This window comes from Hymenobacter yonginensis (genome assembly GCF_027625995.1).
Lineage (GTDB): Bacteria > Bacteroidota > Bacteroidia > Cytophagales > Hymenobacteraceae > Hymenobacter > Hymenobacter yonginensis.
In genome coordinates this window covers 4,360,999-4,383,118 of record NZ_CP115396.1, presented here as the reverse complement: position 1 = coordinate 4,383,118, position 22,120 = coordinate 4,360,999, and the positions used below count along the sequence as shown (strand labels likewise).

The window sequence follows — 22,120 nt, the reverse complement described above, 5'->3', positions numbered from 1 at the left end:
GCGCGGCGCCGGCCTTTTCGGCTGTTCTGCCTGGTAACCAGTCCAACAGCAGCCTTTTACCGGTGAACTATTTAAGCCGCCAGTGCCCAGCGCAGCGGCGGGCTGGCGGCCGCTACCGGGCGTTCGGCTGAGGCGGCCAGGGCAGGCGCGGGCCGGGCCGGAGCGGCACGAAAAACCGTGGCTGGCCGGCGGTAGCCCTGCCGGGCCGGCCGGTAGAAAAACGGCGTTTTGCTCATACAAACAGCGCTTCGGGGGTTGAGACGGAGGGCAACTGGAACGAAGGGCGCAAGGCCTGGGCAACGCGGATAATCAGGCGGGCAGTCAGCTTTTTCATAGGTACAGGCATCAGGTCAAATCCTGGCGCAAAGGTCTGGCTATGGTGTTGCCTGCACGTTTTCATGCAGTTATGCTTTTGTAAACTACGGCTCAGGGATACCGCACATTTCCCGCCGGGCAGAAGCTGGATTTGAAATTTCCGTGTACATTTGCCTTCGTTCGACACATTGTTGCATAATGCAAACCCTTCGCTCCCGGCTGGCTATACTGCTGCTGCTCTGCTTTACGCGGGTGCTGCTGCCGGAGGCGTGGGTGCTGAACCTGCACGCCCACGAACACACCACCGAGGAGCCCACGCAGCTGCCGGGAGCCGATAAAGGCAAGGCGCTGCTGAGCGCCAAGCACCAGCACTGCGCCGTCGACCATTTCTGCGACGTACCGTTTCAGCCGGCCATGGCCGTGCAGCTGCCCGAGGTTTTCCGGGCGTATCAGCGGAGCGTTGCTACCCCGGTAACAGCCGTCTGGCGGGCTGATCTGTGCCGCCCGGCCGACTTGCGCGGCCCGCCCAGCCTGAGCTAAACCCGTTTGTGGCCGCCTGGGCGGCTTCGGCGTTGCCTGCCGAAGCGCCCCGCGTCTGGTTTCCCAGACCCTCTCCCCTGCCCGCCGACGTACGGCCGGGCACGGCGGCGGCCGGTTTAGTTGCTCACCGGCTCCATTCCTTTTCCTATGCTTTTCCGTGTTCCGGCTGCGCCGGGGGCGGCGTGGCGCTGGCTGTGGCTGCTGCTCCTGTGGAGCGTGGCACAGGCGGCCAGCGCCCAGCCCGGGTGCACCCTGACCGTCAGTGGGCGCGTGGCCGACCACGAGTCGCGGGCGGCGCTGCCTGGCGCTACCCTAGTGGTGCTGGGCAGTCAGCAAGCCACTCAGACTGATGTTGATGGCCACTATCATCTGGAGCTGTGCCCCGGCACCTACCGCGTGCAGGTCAGCTTTGTGGGCTATGCACCCGAGGTGCTGGACCTGCGCCTGACCACTGCCTCGGCCGTGCGCGACGTGCAGCTGCACCCCGATGCCGTGCTGCTGCGCGGGGCCGTGGTGCGGGGCGAGCGGCTGGACGCGCCCACTACTCAGACCACGGCGGCCCTCACCGGTCAGGCACTGCAGCAAACCCGCGGCCAGGCCCTGGGCGAAGCGCTGCAGCGCGTGAGCGGCGTAACGGCCATCCAGACTGGCCCCGGCATCTTCAAGCCCATGATTCATGGGCTGCACTCCAACCGCGTGACGCTGCTTAACAACGGCGTGCGCCAGGAAGGCCAGCAGTGGGGCGTGGAGCACGGCCCGGAAATCGACCCGTTTATTGCCTCCCGACTGACGGTGGTAAAGGGCGCGGCCAGCGTCCGCTACGGCTCCGATGCCATTGGCGGCGTGGTACTGGTGGAACCCAAACCGCTGCGCGACTCGACCGGCGTGGGCGGCGAGCTGAACCTGGTGGGCATGAGCAACAATGGGCTGGGGGCCACCTCAGCCACGCTGGAAGGCAATTTCCGCCAACTGCCGGCCCTGAGCTGGCGCGCCCAGGGCACGCTGCGCAAGGCCGGCACCATGCGCGCGCCGGGCTATTATCTCAAGAACTCGGGCTTTGAGGAAGGCAACTTCTCCGGGGCCGTGGGCTGGAAAAAAGACGCGTACGGCGTGGAGGCTTTCTATAGCCAGTTCAACAGCCGCATCGGCATTCTGCCGGCCGCCCACGCCGGCAACCAGTCCGACCTGCTGCTGGCTGTGGGCCGGGAACGGCCGCTGGAAACCACCGGCTTCTCCTACGACATCATCCGGGCCTATCAGCAGGTGCGCCACGACGTGGCCAAGCTCAGCGGCTTTGTGCGCACCGGCAACGCCGGCCGCCTGCAGCTCACACTCAGCCACCAAACCGACTTCCGCGACGAGTACGACAAGTCCCGCCCGCGCAACGACGAGCGGGCCGCGGCCGGCAAGCCGGAGCTGAGCTACACCAACCGCACCAACATCGGGGAGCTGCTGTGGGAGCACCGGCCCTGGCACGGCTTCACGGGCAGCGTGGGCGTGTCGGGCACGTACCAGGCCAACCGCTACGCCGCCGGCAGCCGGCAGTTCATCCCGTTCTACACCAACCTGACCGGCGGCGCCTTCTTGATTGAGAAGTGGCAGCAGGGCCGCTGGCTGCTGGAAGGCGGCCTGCGCCTGGACCGCCGCGACCTGGCCGTACGCCGCGCCGACCGTGACACGACGGGCGCCTTTTTCGTAGACCGCACCCGCTTTCAGTACACCACGCCCGCCGCCTCGTTGGGCGCCACCTACGACGCCTCAGCTCACCTCACGCTGGGCCTGAACGCCGGCCTCACCCGCCGCGCGCCGGCCGCCAACGAGCGGTTCAGCGACGGAGTACACAACGGTATGTATGAGCTGGGCAACGACCTGGTGCCCGGCAACGCCCCGCTCACGCCCGAAACGGCCCTCAACGTGGGCCTGACGGCCACGCTGCACCACAACCCGCGCTTCAACGGCGAGCTGACCGTGTACCAGAACCGCATCCGGGGCTTCATCTACCAGGTGCCGCTGCTGCCGCTGGTCCAGACCATCCGGGGCGCACACATCAGCTGGCAGTTTCTGCAGACCGATGCCACGTTACGGGGCCTGGACCTGAGCAGCTCCTACCTGCTCACGCCGCAGCTGCTGCTGAGTCTGAAAGGCTCGGTGGTGCGCACCCGCGACACCCGCGCCAACGAGTGGCAGATTCTGATGCCCGCCGACCGCGCCGAAGTATCGGTGCGCTACGACTGGCCCACGACTGGCCCGGCCGGGCGCCTGCGCAGCCCCTACGCCCAGCTGGGCGGCGTGGCCGTGGCGCGCCAGACCCGCGTGCCCCGCAACTACGAGGCCCGCGACCTGCTAACTCCGCCCGCCGGCTACGGCCTGCTGAACCTGGAACTGGGCGGCACCCTGCACTGGGGCCGCCTGCCGCTGGAGCTGAGCGTGGCGGGCTCCAACCTGCTCAACCACCGCTACCGCGACTACCTCAACCGCTACCGCTACTTCACCGACGAAATGGGCCGCAACGTGACGTTGCGCGTGCGCGTGCCACTCGAATTCAGCCGCCGCTAGGGCTGCTGCCAGTCTTTTCAACTCATTTTCCACCTTCATTTTTCAGCAACATGCACAATCCCCTGCTTTCCAAATCCTTGCTGGCCCTGCTGATTGCGGCGCCCCTGTTCAGCGCCTGCAGCAACGATGACGACGACCCGACGCCCGACGAGGACAACGAGCAAATCACGACCCTGACTTACACGCTCACGCCGCAGGGCGGCGGCACGCCGGTTTCCATCACCTACCGCGACCTGGACGGCGACGGCGGCGCGGCGGCAACCATCTCGCCGGCCACGCTGGTGCTGGCCCCCGGCACCACCTACACTGGCGCCGTAACGCTGCTGGACGAAACCAAAACGCCGGCCGAAAACATCACGGCCGAAGTGCAGCAGGAAGCCGACGAGCACCTGCTGGTCTTCACGCCTTCCGGCGTAAACCTGACCATCACGCGCACCGACCGTGACAGCAAGAACCTGGAAATTGGGCTGGCGACGCGGGCCGTGGCGGGCGCGGCCAACACGGCCGGCACCACCGGCTCGCTGAAAATCGCGCTGCGCCACCAGCCCGGCACCAAAGACGGCTCCGCCACCCCCGGCGACACCGACGTGGAAGTGACCTTCCCCACGGCCGTGCGGTAAGTTGGGGACTTTTGGTGATGAGGTGACAAGTGACAAGGAAGAACGTCATTCCGAGCTTGCGAGGAATCTCGCCAGCGGGCTAATTCCCCAAAACTGTATCACCTGAAAAAATCCGTCTGGCTCCCCCTCTCCACGGGAGAGGGGGCCGGGGGGTGAGGCCCACGCGAGATGCTTCAGCTGCGCCTCTGCATGACGTTCAGCCTCATCACCTGTCACCTCATCACCAAAAAATATAGCGGGGCTGGCTGCAAACGGCTCCGCGCCTTTTCTCCCTGGTTTGGTTGTGGAGAACAACGGGAAAGCTCCGGCCGGTGGTCGGGGCCTTCTTTTATTTGGGGCCAACGCATCCTGCGGGCTCTTTTGCCGTTCATTCGCCTGCGCTTACTCCTGCTTTTTATGCTTCGTTCTTTCCTCACGGCCGGCTGTCTGCTGGGTGCTGGCAGCGTGCTGGCCCAGACGCCGCCCGCCCGCCCGGCCCGCACGGTGGCCCCGGCCACGCCCGTTACCGGCCGCATCACCGATGCGGCTACCGGTGAGGCCCTGCCCGGCGCCACGCTGTACTTCTCCGACCTCAAGCAGGCCACGTCTACGGATGCGGCCGGCAACTTCCGGTTTGCCAACCTGCCCAAAGGGCGGTTTCTGGTGCAGGTGCGCTTTGTGGGCTACACGCCGGTGGTGCGCACCGTAGACACCGGCAGCGGCCAGCCGCTCGACGTGGCCCTCACGCCTGCCGAAACCGAAATCGGGCAGGTGATTGTAACGGGCGTTTCGGCCAGCACCGAGATGCGCCGCTCGGCCATCCCGACCAGCGTGGTAGACCAGACGCGCCTGCGCCAGACCTCGGCCACCAACGCCGTGGATGCCATTGCGCACACGCCCGGCCTCAGCCAGATTACCACCGGTGCCGCCATCAGCAAGCCCATTATCCGGGGGTTGGGGGCCAACCGCGTGATTACGCTCAACAACGGCGCTAAGCAGGAAGGCCAGCAATGGGGCGACGAGCACGGCATCGAAATCGACGAGTTCGGCATCGACCGGGTGGAAATCATCAAGGGGCCCGGCTCCTTATTATATGGCTCCGACGGGCTGGCCGGCGTCATCAACTTTTTGGCGCCCGACCCGGTGGAGGACGGCCGCATTGTGGGCTCGGTGGCGGCCAACTACCAGACCAACAACCGCCAGCAGGGCTACTCGCTCTGGAACGCCGGCAACCTCAACGGCCTGAACTGGCAGGTGCGCGGCTCGGGCAAAGTGGCCGGCGCCTACCAGAACCGCTACGACGGCCGCGTGTATAACTCCGGATTCCGGGAGCTAAACGGCAGCGGCTACGTGGGCGTCAACAAGAGCTGGGGCTACTCCCACCTCACCGTCAGCAGCTTCAACCAGATTCTGGGGCTGATTGAGGGCGAACGGGACAGCACCACAGGCCGGTTTCTGAAGACCGTGAGTTTGGGCGGGGATGCCCTGGCCGGCGTGATTACCGACGACGACGATCTGCGCACGCTCAACCTGGATGTGCCGCGCCAGCAGATCAACCACCTGCGCATCGGCACCGACAACAACTTCATTCTGGGCCAGCACCGCCTCACGCTGAACGTGGGCTGGCAGCAGAACCTGCGCCGCGAGTTCGGCAACCCCACTGATTACTACGAGAAGTCGCTGTTCTTCCAGCTGCGCACCGTGGACTACGCTTTGCGCTGGTTTCTGCCCGAAATGAACGGCTGGAACACCACCGTGGGCGTGAGCGGCATGCAGCAGGAAAACCAGAACAAGGGTGTGGAATTCCTGATTCCGGCCTACCGCCTACTCGACGGTGGCCTGTTCGGCGTCACCAAAAAGAGCTTCGGCAAGCTCGACCTCAGCGGCGGCCTGCGCTACGATGCGCGCCGCATCACGGCCGATGCGCTATACCTCAACGACGACGAGCAGCCGGTACCCGCCGGCCAGGGCGAAACCAAGTTTGCCGGCTTTCGGAGCACCTTCCGCAACGTGAGCGGCAGCGTGGGCGGGGCCTACAATTTCAACGACAAGTGGCTGCTGAAAGCCAACGTGGCCCGCGGCTTCCGGGCGCCCAACATTGCCGAGCTGGGCTCCAACGGCATCCACGAGGGCACCGTGCGCTACGAAATCGGGGAGCCAGACCTGCGGGCCGAAACCAGCCTGCAGGTGGATGGCGGCCTGAGCTTCGTGTCGGACCACGTGAGCTTGTCGGCCGATGTATTCCGCAACCAGATCAGCAACTACATCTTCCCGCGCGCTTTGAGCACGCCCACCGGCCAGGATTCGGTGTCGGTGGACGGCGACCGGGTGTTCCGCTACGGGCAGGGCGACGCGCGGCTGGCCGGCGGTGAAGTCAGCCTCGACCTGCACCCCCACCCGCTCGACTGGCTGCATTTCGAAAACAGCTTCTCCATGGTGCGGGCGCTGCAGTTCGACCAGCCTGAAGGCCAGCAGAACCTGCCCTTCATTCCGGCCGACCGGCTGCAGTCGGAGCTGCGGGTGAACTTCAGCAAGGTGGGCACCTCGCGGCTGCGCAACCTCTACGCCCGCGGCACCGTGGAGCACAACTTACAGCAGAACCGCATCTTCTCGGCCTTCGACACCGAAACCCGCACGCCGGGCTACACCCTCGTGAACCTGGGCCTGGGCTCCGACCTGACCAACGCCAAAGACAAAACGCTGTTTTCGGTGTATCTGACACTGAATAACGTGTTCGACGTGGCGTACCAGAACCACCTTAGCCGCCTGAAATACACAGCCATCAACTACGCCACCGGCCGGCAGGGCGTGTTCAACATGGGCCGCAACCTAAGCGTGAAACTGATTGTGCCGTTGTCATTTAAGTAAGTTAGCACGAGCAGTAGAGCGAACGATGTAGAGACGCAATATTTTGCATCTCGTCGTTGCACAACCGTAACCACGCTAGCTGAACAACGTCAGCAACGACGAGACGCAAAATATTGCGTCTCTACATCGTTCAGCCTGCTACCTATTGTTAGTTCGCTACTGTCTACGGTGCACCACCACACGCAACCTTATGGCCCACGACCACAGCACCCACGACCACGCCCATCACCATGGCCCGCCGGCCGATGGTAATTTCAGCAAAGCGTTTGGCTGGGGCATTGTCTTGAACCTGCTGTTTGTGGCTGGCGAGGCCGCCGGCGGGCTGTGGGCCAACTCCTCTGCCCTGCTTTCCGACGCGGGCCACAACCTGAGCGACGTGCTGAGCCTGGCCCTGGCCTGGGGCGCCACGCTGCTGGCCCGGCGGCGCGCCGCCGAGCGATTCACCTACGGCTACAAGGGCGCCACCATTCAGGCCGCTTTGCTGAACGCGGCCTTGCTGTACCTGGCCCTGGGCTTTATTCTGTGGGACACCGTTGACCATTTGCGCCACCCGGCCCCGGTGAACGGGCCGGTGGTGATGGCGCTGGCCGGGCTGGGCATCCTCATCAACGGCTTCACGGCCTGGCTGTTTCGGAGCGGGCAGAAGGGCGACGTGAACGTGCGCGGCGCTTATCTGCACATGCTGACGGATATGCTGGTGTCGGTGGGTGTGGTGGTGGGCGGGGCGCTGGTGTACTTCACCGGCTGGCTCTGGCTCGATCCGGCCATCAGCTTCGTGATTCTGGCGGTGGTTGGCTTCGGCTCTTGGGGGCTGCTGCGTGAAACCGTACAGCTAGGTTTGCAAGCGGCCCCGGCCGGCATTGAGGTGGCCGCAGTGCGGCAGTTCCTGCTGGCCCGCCCCGGCGTCACGGCCCTCCACGACCTGCACATCTGGCCCCTCAGCACCCAGGACACGGCCCTGACCGTGCACCTCGTGCGCCCCGGTGCCACCAACGGCAACCAGTTCCTGCGCGAACTGCAGCACGATTTACTCCACGAGTTCAACATCCGCCACTGCACCGTGCAGCTGGAAGACGAATTCCCGCTGATGGGCGCCCACGGCTGCTGCGACGAGCAAGTAGCGGAAGTTAAAATGGTGTAGAGACGCGTATTCGCGTCTCGTCGTTGGGGATGTTGTTGAGGTGGTGCCGTTCCGGTCGTTCGACGGCTAAACGCGAGTACGTGTCTCTACATTGTCAGGGCCATCGTTCCGCGCAGGATAACGGTAAATCTTCGTAATCTGCGGGCCCTAATTCCCTTTCCCGCATGAATTCCCATCCTACTTCCTCTCCCCCCAAAACCACCGGCCTGCTGAGCGCTATTGTGGTGGTGGCCGCTTTGGGCTACTTCGTCGACATCTACGATCTGATTCTGTTCAGCATCGTGCGCGTGGAGAGCCTCAACGAGCTGGGCATTACGGCCAAGGAGGCCGTCACCAACCAAGGCCTCTACCTCATCAACATGCAGATGGGCGGTATGCTGCTCGGCGGCGTGCTGTGGGGCATTCTGGGCGACAAGAAGGGGCGCCTTTCGGTGCTGTTCGGCTCCATCCTGATTTACTCGCTGGCCAACATTGCCAATGGCTTCGTGCAAAGCGTGGAGCAATACGCCTGGCTGCGGCTGATTGCCGGCATCGGGCTGGCCGGGGAACTGGGCGCGGGCATCACGCTGGTATCGGAAACCTTGCCCAAGGAAAAGCGCGGCTACGGCACCATGATTGTGGCCACGGTGGGCGTATCGGGCGCCATGCTGGCCTACTGGGTAGGCGCCAAATTTGGCTGGCGCAACGCCTATTTCGTGGGCGGCGGGCTGGGTTTGGCACTGCTAGCGTTGCGGGTGGGCGTGTACGAGTCGGGCATGTTCGAGCAAACCAAAAAGAGTGACGTGGAGCGCGGCAACTTCTTTGCCCTGTTCACCAACCGGGCCCGGCTGGCGCGCTACGCCAAGTGCCTACTGATTGGGGTGCCGCTGTGGTTTGTGGTGGGCATTCTGATTACGCTGGCTCCCGAGTTTGGGGCAGAGCTGGGCATTACGGGACCCGTAACAGCCGGCCTGGGCGTGTTCTGGTGCTACTTCGGGTTGGTGTTCGGCGACTTCGCCAGCGGCACGCTCAGCCAGGTGCTGCGCAGCCGCAACCGCGCGCTGCAGCTGTTTCTGGTGTTCTGCGGCCTGATGGTGGCCGTGTACCTGTTTGCGTTGAAGGGCGCGACACCCACCATTTTCTACGTGGCCTGCTTCGTACTGGGCATTTCGGTGGGCTTCTGGGCGTTGTTCGTAACGGTGGCCGCCGAGCAGTTTGGCACCAACCTGCGCGCCACCGTGGCCACCACGGCCCCCAACTTCGCCCGCGGCTCCGTGATTGTGCTTGTGCCGCTGTTTCAGGCGCTGCGGGGGCCGCTGGGGCTGCTGGGCAGCGCCGCCGTGCTGGGGCTGGTGTCGTTGGTGGTGGCGTTTTGGGCCGTGAGCACCCTGCCCGAAAGCTTCGGCAAGGATCTGGACTTCGTGGAAGAATAGCTCAACCTTGCCCACCGGCGCGCGTACAAGGCGCGGATTTCATTTCGACTTCCGCCCCTTCCTATGAAAAAGATAGTTGCCTTACTGGCCGTTGCCGGCCTCGCCCTCACCGCCTCCCACGCGCAGGCCCAAACGGCCCCCGACTCGACGCAGATGCGCCTGCAGATGCAACAGCAACGCGCCGCCGAAGCCAAGGCCGCGCTGGATGCCCGTAAGCAGGAAACTGCCGCTACCCGCAGCAACGTCGACCAGACTAAAGCTCAACTCCGCGACCAGGAAAACGCCATGCGCGAGCAGAAGCGCCAGATGAAGGAACAGAAGATTGAGCTCAAGCGTCAGCGCGACACCGCTAAGGAGGCCAGCCGCCAGGAATCGGCCGCCAAGCAGGCCGCCCGCGACGAAAAGCGCAAAGCCCGCGAAGCCAAGAAAGCTGCCAAAATGTAGGCGTAGCCGCTAACATATCCCTTTCAAAAACTCCTGCTTCCGGCAGGAGTTTTTTCTTGTTTTCCCTTTCAGAATCACCTTTCCACACGCCCCTTTTATGGCCAGTCAACCTACCAAAAACACTCCCATGCTTTACTCTTGGCACCATTTCGTGCTGCTGCCGGCTGCCCTCATTCTGGCCGGTTACGGCATCCGGCGCTACCTGGGCGTGTCCGGCGAAGACTCGGAGATGTCGCGCCTGTGGTTCACCGTAATGGCCTTGGCGGTGGTAGGCCTGGGCGTGCTGGTGATGCTCCGCCAGCACTACGCCCTACAGCTCCAGGACCGCCTGATTCGGCTGGAGGTGCGCCAGCGCTATTTCGAGGTGACGGGCCAGAGCCTGCGCCCCTTAGAAAGCCAGCTTCAGCTCAGCCAGATCCTGGCCCTGCGCTTCGCCGGCGACGCCGAGTTGGCCGAACTCACGCAGGCCGCCATCCGCGAAAAGCTCAGCTCCAAAGATATTCAGGCCCGCATCCAGGACTTCCACTTCGACCATCTGCGGGTGTGATGTCAGAGGTTTGGGGACTTGCGGGCTTAGGGTCTTGGATTTTTTGGCCGACTTTTGCGTTACGCCTATTCGCGTGTCGTCACCGGCCGCAATCAAACCAGCCCACACATACCTAAGAAGCCAGAAACCATGATTCTATACAACGTCACGACCAGCCTCGATCCGGAAATCGAAGATCAGTGGGTGTCGTATATGCAGCAGACCCATATGCCGGAGGTAATGGCTACCGGCTTCTTCGTAAAAAGCCAGCTCTGCCGGCTGCTCAATGAGGAAGACAACGGCATCACCTATGCCTCGCAGTACTACTGCGTGAGCCTAGAGCAGCTGGAGGAATACCAGCAGCTGGCCGCCCCCGGCCTGATCCAGGAGATGGAAAAGCACTTCGGTGGCCGTTACGCCTCCTTCCGCACCATGCTGGAAGTGCTGGGGTAGCCTAGCCGCCATAGCTCCGGCCCGGCGCACATGCCAACTCACAACGCCAAAAACGGCCATTCCTGCGCGGAATGGCCGTTTTGCGTTTACTCTCCTTGCTGCACGGCAGCTTCCGCGGCCGGGTGGCAGGCGTAGGCGTGGAGCTGCTCGTGGCTGAGGTTGCCGTTGTCCCACTCGGGGTCAAGGTTGGCGCCCAGCTTTTTGTAGAAGCCGATGGCGGGCTCGTTCCATTTCAGCACCTGCCACTTCATGCGGTTGGCGCCCGTTTGCCGGGCTTCGGCTACTACGGCATCAAACAGCTGGCGGCCCAGGCCGGTGCCGCGCTGGGCTTCGGTGACTACCAGGTCTTCCAGAAACAGCATGCGGCCCTTCCAGGTGGAGTAGGCCGTGTAATACAGCGCAATGCCGATGATGACGCCCGCCGCGTCTTCGGCTACGAAGAACTTGAAAATCGGCTCCGGGCCGAACCCGTCGCGCTGCATATCGGCCAGCGTGTTGGTGACTTCCTGCGGCGCTTTCTCGTATTCGGCCAGCTCCTGAATCAGGGCCAGCACCTGCGGCAAATCGGCCTCCCGGCCCCGGCGGATATTCATGGTGGTGAGTGGTGAGTGGTGAGTGGTGAAGGTACGGGGGCTGGTGAGGCCTGCTGCGCGTTTCCGGAAAGAAAAATGAGCAACAGCCCGGGGCCGTTGCTCATTCCTCACTATTCGTTGCTCACGGCAATTACATCACCGGCTGCATCTTCTTGATATCCTCGGTGGCGTTCAGGGCGTTTATCTCGCGGGTAGCGGGGTCTACTTTGCCACCAGTCGTGTCGGCCGGAGCCGGATACTCGAGCGGCTTTACGGTCACGTTTTCGTCAGTTTTGTAATCGGGGTTGCTGCAAGACGTGGCAGACAGCATCAGCGAGCCGGCCAACAGACCGAAAAGGAGCGTTTTTTTCATATAAAAAGCAGAAAGTCAGAAGCAATTACGAGCGTTGCGGCCGCGAAGATACGAAGCAGTTTGTGATGCATTACCAAAATACAACGTCATGCAGAGCGAAGCGAAGCATCTCGCTAGTGTAGTGATTGTACCACACTAGCGAGATGCTTCGCTTCGCTCTGCATGACGTTCTACTTGCCGTACGGATTCACGCCCATGTTGTAGAAGGCGAAGGACCACACATCGGCCCACTCTTCGATTTGGAGCTTAGTGCTTTTGCCGGCGCCGTGGCCGGCGTTTACGTCCACGCGGATGAGTTGGGGCTTGGGGCCGCTGTTGGCGGCCTGCAGGGCGGCGGCAAACTTAAAGGAGTGCGCGGGCACCACCCGGTCGTCGTGGTCGGCGGTGGTAATCATGGTGGCGGGGTAGGTGGTGCCGGCCTTCAGCGTGTGCAGGGGCGAGAACTTGTAGAGGTTCTGGAACTGCGCGTAGTTGTCGCTGGTGCCGTATTCTGGAGCCCAGTTCCAGCCGATGGTGAACTTCTGGTAGCGCAGCATGTCCATTACGCCCACGGCCGGGAAGGCCACGCCGCACAGGTCGGGGCGCTGGGTCATGGTGGCGCCCACCAGCAGGCCGCCGTTGGAGCCGCCAGCCATGGCCAGCTTCTCGGTGCTGGTGTAGCCCTGCACTTTCAGGTACTCGGCCGCCGCAATGAAGTCGTCGAACACGTTCTGCTTGTTGGGCGTCATGCCGGCTTGGTGCCACTTTTCGCCGTACTCGCCACCGCCGCGCAGGTTCGGAATGGCCAGGATGCCACCGTTTTCCAGCCACAGCATACGCGCCACCGAGAAGCCCGGCGTGAGCGAGATGTTGAAGCCGCCGTAGGCGTACAGGTAGGTGGGGTTCTGGCCGTTGAGCTTCACGCCTTTCTTGTGGGTGATGAACATCGGGATTTTGGTGCCGTCCTTGCTGGCGTAGAACACTTGGGTGGTCACGTAGTCCTGGGGCTTCACGTCCACGGTGGGGGCGCGGAACACGGTGCTGGTGTTCGAGGCGAGGTCGTACTTATAGATGGTGGTCGGGTACGTGAACGAGGTGAAGGCGTAGTACACCGACTTCGAGTCGCGCTTGCCGCCGAAGCCGCTGGCCGTGCCGATGGCCGGCAGGGCCACATCGTGCTTGAACTCGCCGGTTTCGGAGTACACCTTAATCAGGCTGCTGGCATCCTTCAGGTACGAGGCCACCAGGTAGCCGCCCACGTGGTCGACGCCTTCCAGCTTCTGCTCGGTCTGGGGCAGCACCTCTTTCCAGTTGGCCTCCTGCGGCTTCTTGGGGTCGATGAGCACCACGCGGTAGTTGGGGGCCTTGTAGTTGGTTTGCACCAGCAGCTGCCCGCCCACGTTCCCCACTACCGAGTTGTTGTCGTCGTAGCTGTTGATGATGGTGATGAAGCTGTTGGCCTGCTTGGGGTCGGTCAGGTCGCGCACCAGCAGGCGGTTGCCGTCGGCCTTGCCATCGGTGAGGTAGAGCACCAGAAACCGCTCGTCCTCGGTGGTACCCACGGTGCGGAAGCCCAAAGCCATTTTGGGGTCTTCGTACACCAGCTTGTCGGAGCTCTGGGGCTTGCCGAGCTGGTGGTAGTACACCTTGTGGTACTCGTTTTTGCCGGAAAGCTGGTTTTCGCCGGCTTTGGGCGCACCGTAGCGGCTGTAGAAGAAGCCGTCCTTGTACCAAGCCGCGCCCGATACCTTCACCCACTGCAGCTCATCAGAGAGCGGCTGGCGGGTTTTCAGGTCGAGTACCTTCAGCTTCTGCCAGTCGGAGCCGCCGCCGCTGGTGGCGTAGGCCATGTAGCGGTGGTCGTTGGAGAAGTAGGTGCCGGCCAAAGCGGTGGTGCCATCGGCCGAGAACTTGTTGGGGTCGAGCAGCACGTCAGGCTGGCCCTGCTGGCCGTCCTGCTGGGTGTAGAGCACGGCCTGGTTCTGCAGGCCGTCGTTTTTGCTGAAGTAGAGCTGGCTGCCCTCCTGCTGCGGAATCCCGAATTTCTCGTAGTTCCAGAGCGTGGTGAGCCGCTCCCGGATTTTGTCGCGGAACGGAATCTGCTCCAGGTAGCCGAAGGTGACCTTGTTTTCGGCTGTCACCCAGGCCTTGGTGTCGGGCGAGTCAAGGTCTTCGAGCCAACGGTAGGGGTCGGCCACGGAAGTACCGAAGTAGTCGTCCTTGTGGTCGACTTTCTTGGTGTCGGGGTATTGCACGGGAGCGGAAGTAGTGGTAGAAACGGTAGCAGCGCCGGCCCCGGGGGCCTTCGACTGGGTGGAGCGGCACGAGGCCAGCGCCGCCAGGGCTACTACGGGAAGAACAAATTTCTGCATCGGATGGGAATAGCGGGAGAAGCGCCGAAGATAATCACAGATGCTACAGATTGGCCGGCAGCCGCAGATTCTTTCAAATTCCAACAATCCGGCAAGCTCGTCTGTAGCTACATATTTTTATTAAGAATTTTTCTAAATAGATTTTAGAGTGTTCCTTTGTAGCAATCTGGACTGATTCTAAAGAAACACACCATGCTGAATCTTCGCCTGCTGGGCCTTACTTCTACCCTCGCCACCTGCGCCCTGGTGGCGCAAGCCCAGCAAACCGCCGCCATCCGGGGCCGCGTTACCACCGCCGACGGCCGCCCGGCCGAGGCCGTAACGGTGGGACTGAAGGGCCGCGGCCAGGGCACCATCACCAACAGCCAAGGCGACTTTGTGCTGGAGCGGGTGCGGCCAGGGCAGTACACGCTGGTGATTTCGGCCATCGGGCTGAAGGGCGATGAGCGGACGGTGACGGTAGCGGCCGGCCAGACCACCAGCGCCGACTTCACGCTGACGGAAAGCGCCCAGCAGCTGCAGGAAGTGGTGGTGAGCGGCAGCCGCACCAACAAGTTTGCCCGCAAGCAGTCGGAGTACGTGAGCAAGATGCCGCTCAGCAACCTGGAGAATCCGCAGGTGTACGCCACCGTGGGCAAGGAGCTGCTGACCGAGCAGCTGGTGTTCACGGCCGACGACGCCACCCGCAACGTGCCGGGTTTGCAGCGCATGTGGGAAGCCACGGGCCGCGCCGGCGACGGCGGCAGCTACTACAACCTGCGCGGCTACATCACCCAAAGCCAGCTGCGCAACGGCGTGGCCGGCGGTGTCACCAGCAGCGTCGACGCGGCGAATCTGGAGAAGCTGGAGGTCATCAAAGGCCCCTCGGCGACGCTGTTTGGCAGCGCCCTGACCTCCTACGGCGGCCTCATCAACCGCGTCACGAAGAAAGCCTACGACCGGTTTGGGGGTGAGGTGGCGTACTCGGCGGGCAGCTTCGGGCTGCAGCGCCTGAGCGCCGACGTGAACACGCCGCTCGACAAGCAGAAAAAGGTGCTGCTGCGCCTGAACACAGCCGGCCAGTACGAGCGCAATTTCCAGAACCGCGGCTACCAGGGTTTCGACAAGAGCTTGGCCATTGCCCCGACCCTCACCTACAAGCCCACCGAGCGCCTCACCATCAACCTGGACGCCGAGCTGTACCGCACCCAGGGCGTGGGTAAGCAGCTTATTTTCTTCTACTTCCCGACCAGCGCTCTGCAGGCCTCGCAGCCCAAGGAGCTGGGGCTGGACTACCGGCAGTCGTATCTGGGCAACGGGCTGAGTCTGGACTCGCGCAGCTCTAACTACTTCGCGCAGGTGAACTACCAGCTGGCGCCGGGCTTCACGTCGTCCACCAACTTCACGCACAGCCGCAGCTTTTCCGAAGGCTTCGGGGCCTACTTCTACGTGACGCCCATTGCCGACAGCATCAGCTCCGGCGACCCGACACGCCTGGGCAGCACCAACTTCCTGAGCCGCGCCGACCAGTCGACGCGCGACAGCCGGGCCTTCACGACGGAAGTGCAGCAGCTCTTCAATGGCGACTTTCAGGTGGCGGGCCTGCGCAACCGCGTGGTGCTGGGCCTCGACTACCTGAACGTGGACAACCAGCAGACGTTTTTCGGCAGCACGTTTGGGGCGCCGGTGGCCCTGGGGCTGGGCAGCCAGGCCTACACCGATTTCAACGGCCGGGCGCTGGCAGCGCAGTACGCGGCCGGCCCGCCGCAGTTCACGTACCCCATCACCACCCAGCTCACAACCTACAGCGCCTTTGCTTCCGATGTGCTCAACCTCACGGAGCAGCTGAGCGTGCTGGCCGCCGTGCGCGTGGATCGGTTTGAGAACAAGGGCGGTCTGGTGGGCGGCGCGGTGCAGCCGTTCAAGCAAACGGCCGTGTCGCCGAAGTTTGGCGTGGTATATCAGCCGGTGAAAGACAAGGTTTCGGTGTTTGCCAACTACCAGAACAGCTTCCGCAGCCCCGGCTCCTACCGCGCCTACAATACGGCCGCGCTGCCCGACAGCACCGAGCTGCGCACGGCCCGCCTGGAGCAGGCCAACCAGTGGGAAGGCGGCGTGAAGCTGGATGCCTTCGCCGGCAAGCTGACCACCACCCTGAGCTACTACGCTATCCGGGTGGATAACCTGCTGCGCACCGACCCGCGCCTGGAAGCCGCCGCCAAGTTTGCCCAAACTCAGGACGGCACCCAGCGCAGCCAGGGCCTGGAGCTGAACGTGGTAGCCAACCCATTCGAGGGCTTCAACGCCGTGGCCGGCTTCAGCTACAACGACTCCAAGCTGACCCGCGCCGAGGAAGGCGTGAACGGCCGCCGCCCCGCCACGGCCGGCTCGCCGTACCTGGCCAACCTGTGGCTGAGCTACCGCCTGCCGGCCGGCCCGGTGCAGGGCCTGGGCCTGGGCATCGGTGGCAACTACGCCAGCGACAACAAAATCGTGAACACCGGCACCAACGTGTTTACGCTGCCCAGCTACACCGTGCTCAACGCCTCGGTGTTCTACGACCAGCCCCGGTTCCGCATCTCGGCCAAGGTCGACAACCTCACCAACCAGCAGTACTGGATCGGCTACTCCACCATGAACGCGCAGAAAGTACGCAGCGTGGTGGGCAGCGTGGCGTATAAATTCTAGCTTATCAGGCGCTGTCATCCTGAGCTTGCGAAGGACCTTTTCACCCTTGAACTGTTCTCGTACCAACGGCTAGTTCTATCGGGATAGGGTCCTTCGCAAACTCAGGATGACAGCGCCGTTTCTTCCTTTCTCCTATGAGCACACTCAAGAAAACTGTCGGTAAGCTGCACCTGTGGCTGGGGCTGGCCTCGGGGCTGATTGTGTTCATCGTGAGTTTGACGGGGGCCATTTTCGTGTTTCAGGACGACATCCGGGACCTGACGGAGCCCTGGCGCAAGGTGGAGGCCCAGACTACGGCGCTGGTGCTCCCCTCCCGGCTGCAGGCGGCTGCGCTGGCCCGGCACCCGGGCGTGGATGCTGCCACTACCTGGGTCACGTATTTCGGGCCGGAGCGCTCGGCTACCGTGTTTTTTACGGATAAAAGCGGCGCGCCCACGCAGGTGTACCTGAACCCCTACACCGGCCGGGTGCTGCACGAGCAGGATTTGCGCACGCACTTCTTCACCATTGTGCAGGAAATTCACATGCACCTGCTACTGCCCGAGGCCGTGGCGAAGTGGGTAGTAGGCGGCGGCGTGAGCGTGTTTGTGGTGATGCTGCTCACGGGCCTGGTGCTGTGGTGGCCCAAGCGCAAGCAGGAACGCAAGCAGCGCTTCACCATCAAATGGGGAGCCCGCTGGCGGCGCGTGAACTACGATTTGCACAACGTGCTGGGCTTCTACGCGGCCAGCATTGGGCTGGTGCTGGCGCTGTCGGGGCTGTTTATGCTGTATCCGTGGCTTCTGGAGCCGCTGGTACTGGCCGTGGATGGCGGCCGGCCGGCTCCGCAGGAAATCATGAAAACCAAGCTCGATACGCTGCAAACTGCCACCGCCGCGCCCCAGCCCCTGCCGGATATCGTGTATCGCACGGCGCGCCACCTCTCCCCCGACCACGAGATGATTCTACTGGGTCCCACCGGCACAGGCAAAGACCCCGCGTTCTGCTGGACCTACCAGAAAGCCCTGCACTACTACCACCGCGACGAGTACGCCTTCCACCCGGTATCAGGCCAGTTGCTGGAAACCCGCTTCCACGCCACCAAAAGCGCCGGCACCAAGCTCTCCGACATGAACTACGACCTGCACGTGGGCCAAATCCTGGGTTTCGGCGGCAAGCTCGTGGCGTTTCTGGTGAGTTTGATCTGCGCCAGCCTGCCCGTCACCGGCACCATCATCTGGTGGGGCCGCCGCAACAAAACCAAGAAGAAGCCGCGACTGCAGGCGGTGTGATTTTCCCCTGTCATCCTGAGCACAGCGAAGGACCTTATCACATCAGCACGAGCCGTAACAACGACTTGCTCTAGCGTGATAAGGTCCTTCGCTGTGCTCAGGATGACAGTTGTTCTACATCCGCCCTACCTTCGGAATCACCTGAATCAAGAAGCGTTTGTTGTCGCCTTCTCGGCGGCCGGTGTAGCGGCCGGTGCCGTAGAAGCCGCTGCCGCCGATGATGAGCTCAATGCTGCGGTCCTGGCTGAAGTTGAGGTTGTTCTCCTTCCAGAGGTTGAGCAGGTTGAGGGCCCGGCGGTAGCTGAGCTGGTAGGTGGCCTGCTCCTCGCGCTGGTTGCGCGGGTCGCCTTGGGGGTAGCGGGCGGCCATGCCTTCCACAATCACCAAGTAGCGCACGTTCTGGCCTTGGTTGGTGGCGCTAAGGCTGCGCAGCCGCTCCCGCAGCAGCTGGCCGGCCTGCAGCAGTGCCGGCTTGTAGCTATCCTGAATTTCGTCGCGGCCGGCTTTGAACTGCACGTTTAGCTTCAGTTCGTACCGCTCGTTCTGGGGGTCGTAGCGGAAGTAGCGCCCCTCTAGCCGCCGCAGCGACTCCCGGATGCGGGTAATCTGCTCCAGCTCGATAGCCTTGGCTTTCAGCTCGCCGTTGGCCTGCTTCAGCTCCCCTTCCCGGTCCTTGAACAGTTTGAAGCTGTACACGAACAGCACCAGCATCACCACGAACAAGGATGTCATCAGGTCCACGTAGCTGGGCCAGAAGAAGTCGTTGCTTTGGCGTTTGTTGGAGGTGGTGTTGTTCATGGAGAGGAAAGTAATTAGAGCTAGAGAGCTAGTTCCCCTCCTTGGAAAGGAGGGGTTAGGGGTGGTTGACCTCGCGTTAGAACGGTTACTAAAGCTAGCGGGTCGTTCAACGAATCAACCACCCCTAGCCCCTCCTTTCCAAGGAGGGGAACTAGCTTCTAGCTTTTAGCTCTAATCCATGTCGACACTGCCACTACTGCGGCTTCACCCCGCCAAACAGCTTGTCCATAAACCGCTGGAAACGGTTCTTGGACGTGGCTTTCACCAGCACGGTGTTCAGGTTGGACAACTCCGCCAGCAGCTTGGCCTGAATCTGGGAATCGACTTCCACTTTGCGCAGCAACTCGCGCTGGGTGGCCGTGACGTCGCGGCTGAGGTCGGCTTGCTGGGTGTTAAGGTTCTGGAAGGGCTCCAGCTGTTTCAGCAGCTTTTCGAAGACGTTGTCGGCGTTGAGCTGCTCGAAATACTGCTGCCACTTCTCGTAGGCCAGCTGGGCCTGCCGCTCGTTATAGGCTAGGCGCTTGTTCATCACATCGGCGAGGCCGACGCCGGCCTGGTCGATGTGCTGCTCGGCGCGGTCCTTGAGGTTGCGCAGCTCCACTTGGTGCTTCTGGAAGAAATCCAGCATCAGCTGCACCGAGTTGTTGTTGCCGCCGATGTACTGGCCCAGGTCGTTGATACCCTTCTCGAAGCCCCGCAGTCGGTCCAGGATGCTGTTCACGGCCTCGGCCGAGTGGTAGCCATTCTGCAGCATCTCGTTGAGGCGTTGCTGGTAGCCGGTAAAGGCGCTGAACATTTCGGCCGACTCGCGCACCTTCTCAAACACCAGGATATTGGCCGCCGCCATCTTGTCGTAGCCGATGGTATCGAGGCGCTCCAGGAAGTCGCTCTGCACCCGGATGTTCTGCGTGACCTTCTCCATGAGCGGGTTGAACAGCTCCACCTGGCCCACAAACTGCTGGTTGAACGCATCGAGCACCGACTTGAGGTTGGTGAGCGAGCTGGCCATATCGGCGTGCAGCACCGGCAGCAGGCGGGCCTGCAGGAAGGTGTAGTACTGGTTCTGGAGTCGGTCGAGCTGGTGGCGGGCCTGGCGCAACACGCCGTTGCCGAGCAGCGTGAGCAGCAGCCCCACGAAGGAGCCCGTCATGGCAATGAGCACGCCGGTGAGGAAGGGCGTCAGCGCGTTTTCATCGGATACGCCGTTGCGGGCAATGCCCACGAGGCCCAGAATCACGCCCAGAAACGTGCCCAGCAGCCCCAGATACAGGGGAGTGGCCACCTCGGCCTGCACCGCATTGTCCAGCACCTCGCTCTGGCGCTCCGAAATGTCCTTCAGAATACCGAAATCGGCCGCCGCGCCCTTGTTGTGGCGCAGGTAGTCATTGGTATCGAGCAGGATTTCCTGGAACTCGGGCGAGGCGTTTTCGGCCTTCAGCAGGTTGGAGGCGAAGGACTCGGGCGGGGCGTCGGCGGCGTATTCGGGCAGGTCGCGGCCGTCGGGCAGCACAATGCGGTGCTCCACGCGCAGGCTTTCCTTGGGCGGATACAGCACGGCCAGTCGCCGGGCATTGGCCCGCGTCCGCAGAAACGTGCGAATCTGCAGCCCCACCACCACGGTCACCACCAGAACTTCGAGGATGATTTCAAGCATAGAACAGTAAAGTACGGCATTCCCACGCTGTCATCCTGACGAAGGAAGGACCTTATCACGCGAGAACAAGCCAGTATTACGAGGTTCGCTCAAACGTAAAAAGGTCCTTCGCAAGCTCAGGATGACAGGCGTTATCTACTCAAACCGGATGGCGGCTTTCTGCTCGATCTGCCAGGAGCCGGCGGCTTTGCGCAGCACGCCTTCTTCCTCCGTCACGATGCGCGTGACCGGGCCGGCGGGCTGCTGGTACTTGCAGGCTTCGCGCAGGGAATACTGGGCGCTCTGGATGGCGTAGGCGTGCACGGCCGGGTTCTGCGTTACGCTGAACGTGGCCAGCTCGGGCCACTGGGGGTCCAGGTGAATCTCGTAGATGCTGTCGTGCTGGGGCTCGTCGGAGAAGTCGTACTCATTGAACACGCCGTTTACGGGCACCTTCACGTAGCGCGTGCGGGGCAGGTCGGCGGCGGATACGGCCGGGGCAGCGGCGGGCGCAGTTGGCAGCTGCACGGGCGGTATCAGGCTGTCGAACTCCTCATGCGGGGCGGCGGGACTGGTTACCGGGGCGGCCGGAGCAGCCGTGGGCGGCACCGGAGCCGGCGCGGGCGCTGCCGCCGGCACAGGCGGTGCTACCGGAGCCGGCGCAGGCGCTACGGGTTGCGGAGCCGGGGCCGGAGCGGCAGCAGCTACGTTGGCTTTCGGCGCGGTCTGGCGCTTCTGCAGTTCCTGCTCCACGCGCTGCTGAATCAATTGTTCCAGCTCGCGCAGCTGGGCCGGCGAGAACCGCTCGGCGGGCTTACCGCTGCTGCCGGGCGTTGTTTGCAGGGCCAGAATTTCGTCGCGGCGCTTGTCGATGCGGGCGCTCAGCTCCTTCTGAAATTCCCCGAGGCTCTTGCGCATCAGCGCGTACAGCACCAGACTCAGCAGGGCCAGAATCAGCCCCAGAGGGCCAAAAAACTTGTTCATCAGGCTTTCCCCGGCCCCGGATGCGGCGGCTGGTGTGGGAGTAGCCACGCCCGCCTCGTCCAGGCCCGCGTCGCCGGGGGCGGCAGCCGTGGCCTCGTCGGTGGTGGCGGTGGTATCGACGGTTTCGGTTTCGGCAGCCGCTTCGGCCGCGGGCAGGTCGCCGATGGGCGTGCCCTGGTCGAGGTAGTTTTTCAGGGCCGTTTCCAGCTTCGTTACGCCGGCCAGCCGGGCGGTATTGCCCTTGCGGGCGGGCGAGGTGCGCAGCCGGTTGATGATTTCGCGCACCAGCGTCTGCAGGCGGGAGTTATCCGAGCCCAGACCCTTGTACATCACGCCCTGCACCTCCAGCGGCTGGTACAGCGCCGAGTACACGCGCTGCTCATCGGCCTTGATGCTGCCGGCAAACTCCTTCAGCGGGCCGCCGCATTTCAGCTGGCTTTTCAGCTCGGGGTGGCCCGTGTCTTCATACACGAACTTGGCCGTAGCGCACCAGATTTGCACTTTGCGCTCCTCCAGCGTGGGCTGGCCGAGGGGCGTTTGGGCATGGCCGCCCGCCGCAAGCAGCAGCAGGCCGGTAAGCAAAGAAGCAACGCGGCGGGAAAGGGTCATAGGGTGTT

18 protein-coding genes are annotated in these 22,120 nt (G+C 63.1%); 11 read left to right on the top strand and 7 right to left on the bottom strand.

Annotated elements, in window-relative coordinates; genetic code table 11:
• Positions 1–71 precede the first annotated feature (71 nt).
• The gene (locus O9Z63_RS18840; protein ID WP_270126936.1) at positions 72–236 is read right to left on the bottom strand and encodes a hypothetical protein; all 165 of its coding nucleotides are present in this window, start codon (positions 234–236) and stop codon (positions 72–74) included.
• 277 nt (positions 237–513) lie between these two features.
• Between O9Z63_RS18840 and O9Z63_RS18835 the strand changes: the two genes are divergently transcribed.
• From O9Z63_RS18835 to O9Z63_RS18795, 9 genes are all read left to right on the top strand, one after another.
• Positions 514–855: a hypothetical protein gene (locus O9Z63_RS18835; RefSeq protein ID WP_270126935.1), complete on the top strand. Its 342-nt coding sequence runs from the start codon at positions 514–516 to the stop codon at positions 853–855.
• Between the two features lie 147 nt (positions 856–1,002).
• Positions 1,003–3,411: a TonB-dependent receptor gene (locus tag O9Z63_RS18830; RefSeq protein WP_270126934.1), complete on the top strand. Its 2,409-nt coding sequence runs from the start codon at positions 1,003–1,005 to the stop codon at positions 3,409–3,411.
• Positions 3,412–3,461: 50 nt separating this feature from the next.
• Entirely contained in the window at positions 3,462–4,031 is a 570-nt protein-coding gene (locus tag O9Z63_RS18825; RefSeq protein WP_044014694.1) for a hypothetical protein, read from the top strand.
• Positions 4,032–4,427: 396 nt separating this feature from the next.
• Positions 4,428–6,878, top strand: a complete 2,451-nt coding sequence (locus tag O9Z63_RS18820) for a TonB-dependent receptor (RefSeq protein ID WP_270126933.1) — start codon at positions 4,428–4,430, stop codon at positions 6,876–6,878.
• 190 nt (positions 6,879–7,068) lie between these two features.
• A complete protein-coding gene (locus O9Z63_RS18815) occupies positions 7,069–8,019 on the top strand; it encodes a cation diffusion facilitator family transporter (protein WP_270126932.1) in 951 nt (316 codons plus the stop codon).
• 164 nt (positions 8,020–8,183) lie between these two features.
• Positions 8,184–9,431 (top strand): MFS transporter, encoded by a 1,248-nt coding sequence (locus O9Z63_RS18810; RefSeq protein WP_270126931.1) that lies wholly within the window; start codon positions 8,184–8,186, stop codon positions 9,429–9,431.
• A 63-nt stretch (positions 9,432–9,494) separates the two neighbouring features.
• Entirely contained in the window at positions 9,495–9,875 is a 381-nt protein-coding gene (locus O9Z63_RS18805) for a hypothetical protein (protein ID WP_270126930.1), read from the top strand.
• A 97-nt stretch (positions 9,876–9,972) separates the two neighbouring features.
• Positions 9,973–10,422, top strand: a complete 450-nt coding sequence (locus O9Z63_RS18800) for a DUF6526 family protein (RefSeq protein WP_270126929.1) — start codon at positions 9,973–9,975, stop codon at positions 10,420–10,422.
• Positions 10,423–10,551: 129 nt separating this feature from the next.
• Complete coding sequence (locus tag O9Z63_RS18795; RefSeq protein WP_044014699.1) at positions 10,552–10,854, top strand: DUF4286 family protein; 303 nt, start codon at positions 10,552–10,554, stop codon at positions 10,852–10,854.
• Between the two features lie 86 nt (positions 10,855–10,940).
• On the opposite strand, the gene O9Z63_RS18790 is transcribed toward O9Z63_RS18795, so the two are convergent.
• The 3 genes from O9Z63_RS18790 to O9Z63_RS18780 all read right to left on the bottom strand — a co-directional run bounded on the left by O9Z63_RS18790 (position 10,941) and on the right by O9Z63_RS18780 (position 14,150).
• Entirely contained in the window at positions 10,941–11,447 is a 507-nt protein-coding gene (locus O9Z63_RS18790) for a GNAT family N-acetyltransferase (protein ID WP_270126927.1), read from the bottom strand.
• 130 nt (positions 11,448–11,577) lie between these two features.
• Complete coding sequence (locus O9Z63_RS18785) at positions 11,578–11,799, bottom strand: hypothetical protein (RefSeq protein WP_270126926.1); 222 nt, start codon at positions 11,797–11,799, stop codon at positions 11,578–11,580.
• A 170-nt stretch (positions 11,800–11,969) separates the two neighbouring features.
• On the bottom strand, positions 11,970–14,150 hold the full coding sequence (locus O9Z63_RS18780; RefSeq protein ID WP_270126925.1) for a prolyl oligopeptidase family serine peptidase: 2,181 nt from the start codon (positions 14,148–14,150) through the stop codon (positions 11,970–11,972).
• A 192-nt stretch (positions 14,151–14,342) separates the two neighbouring features.
• Between O9Z63_RS18780 and O9Z63_RS18775 the strand changes: the two genes are divergently transcribed.
• Positions 14,343–16,817, top strand: coding sequence for a TonB-dependent receptor (locus tag O9Z63_RS18775; RefSeq protein ID WP_270126924.1), 2,475 nt, complete (start codon positions 14,343–14,345; stop codon positions 16,815–16,817).
• Between the two features lie 134 nt (positions 16,818–16,951).
• Positions 16,952–18,088: a PepSY-associated TM helix domain-containing protein gene (locus O9Z63_RS18770; protein WP_270126923.1), complete on the top strand. Its 1,137-nt coding sequence runs from the start codon at positions 16,952–16,954 to the stop codon at positions 18,086–18,088.
• Positions 18,089–18,202: 114 nt separating this feature from the next.
• Here O9Z63_RS18770 and O9Z63_RS18765 read toward each other — a convergent pair whose 3' ends face one another.
• The 3 genes from O9Z63_RS18765 to O9Z63_RS18755 form a co-directional block, all read right to left on the bottom strand.
• The gene (locus O9Z63_RS18765) at positions 18,203–18,886 is read right to left on the bottom strand and encodes a hypothetical protein (RefSeq protein ID WP_270126922.1); all 684 of its coding nucleotides are present in this window, start codon (positions 18,884–18,886) and stop codon (positions 18,203–18,205) included.
• A gap of 193 nt (positions 18,887–19,079) precedes the next feature.
• The gene (locus O9Z63_RS18760) at positions 19,080–20,540 is read right to left on the bottom strand and encodes a hypothetical protein (RefSeq protein WP_270126920.1); all 1,461 of its coding nucleotides are present in this window, start codon (positions 20,538–20,540) and stop codon (positions 19,080–19,082) included.
• 135 nt (positions 20,541–20,675) lie between these two features.
• On the bottom strand, positions 20,676–22,112 hold the full coding sequence (locus O9Z63_RS18755; RefSeq protein WP_270126919.1) for a hypothetical protein: 1,437 nt from the start codon (positions 22,110–22,112) through the stop codon (positions 20,676–20,678).
• Positions 22,113–22,120 lie beyond the last annotated feature (8 nt).

Excerpts from the sequence above, each read along its gene's own strand:
- O9Z63_RS18765 (WP_270126922.1), bottom strand. The coding sequence starts at position 18,886 with ATGAACAACACCACCTCCAACAAACGCCAAAGCAACGACTTCTTCTGG.
- O9Z63_RS18790 (WP_270126927.1), bottom strand. The coding sequence starts at position 11,447 with ATGAATATCCGCCGGGGCCGGGAGGCCGATTTGCCGCAGGTGCTGGCC.
- O9Z63_RS18835 (WP_270126935.1), top strand. The coding sequence starts at position 514 with ATGCAAACCCTTCGCTCCCGGCTGGCTATACTGCTGCTGCTCTGCTTT.
- O9Z63_RS18805 (WP_270126930.1), top strand. The coding sequence starts at position 9,495 with ATGAAAAAGATAGTTGCCTTACTGGCCGTTGCCGGCCTCGCCCTCACC.
- O9Z63_RS18830 (WP_270126934.1), top strand. The coding sequence starts at position 1,003 with ATGCTTTTCCGTGTTCCGGCTGCGCCGGGGGCGGCGTGGCGCTGGCTG.
- O9Z63_RS18775 (WP_270126924.1), top strand. The coding sequence starts at position 14,343 with ATGCTGAATCTTCGCCTGCTGGGCCTTACTTCTACCCTCGCCACCTGC.
- O9Z63_RS18755 (WP_270126919.1), bottom strand. The coding sequence starts at position 22,112 with ATGACCCTTTCCCGCCGCGTTGCTTCTTTGCTTACCGGCCTGCTGCTG.
- O9Z63_RS18785 (WP_270126926.1), bottom strand. The coding sequence starts at position 11,799 with ATGAAAAAAACGCTCCTTTTCGGTCTGTTGGCCGGCTCGCTGATGCTG.
- O9Z63_RS18820 (WP_270126933.1), top strand. The coding sequence starts at position 4,428 with ATGCTTCGTTCTTTCCTCACGGCCGGCTGTCTGCTGGGTGCTGGCAGC.
- O9Z63_RS18800 (WP_270126929.1), top strand. The coding sequence starts at position 9,973 with ATGGCCAGTCAACCTACCAAAAACACTCCCATGCTTTACTCTTGGCAC.
- O9Z63_RS18840 (WP_270126936.1), bottom strand. The coding sequence starts at position 236 with ATGAGCAAAACGCCGTTTTTCTACCGGCCGGCCCGGCAGGGCTACCGC.
- O9Z63_RS18760 (WP_270126920.1), bottom strand. The coding sequence starts at position 20,540 with ATGCTTGAAATCATCCTCGAAGTTCTGGTGGTGACCGTGGTGGTGGGG.
- O9Z63_RS18770 (WP_270126923.1), top strand. The coding sequence starts at position 16,952 with ATGAGCACACTCAAGAAAACTGTCGGTAAGCTGCACCTGTGGCTGGGG.
- O9Z63_RS18815 (WP_270126932.1), top strand. The coding sequence starts at position 7,069 with ATGGCCCACGACCACAGCACCCACGACCACGCCCATCACCATGGCCCG.
- O9Z63_RS18810 (WP_270126931.1), top strand. The coding sequence starts at position 8,184 with ATGAATTCCCATCCTACTTCCTCTCCCCCCAAAACCACCGGCCTGCTG.
- O9Z63_RS18780 (WP_270126925.1), bottom strand. The coding sequence starts at position 14,150 with ATGCAGAAATTTGTTCTTCCCGTAGTAGCCCTGGCGGCGCTGGCCTCG.
- O9Z63_RS18795 (WP_044014699.1), top strand. The coding sequence starts at position 10,552 with ATGATTCTATACAACGTCACGACCAGCCTCGATCCGGAAATCGAAGAT.
- O9Z63_RS18825 (WP_044014694.1), top strand. The coding sequence starts at position 3,462 with ATGCACAATCCCCTGCTTTCCAAATCCTTGCTGGCCCTGCTGATTGCG.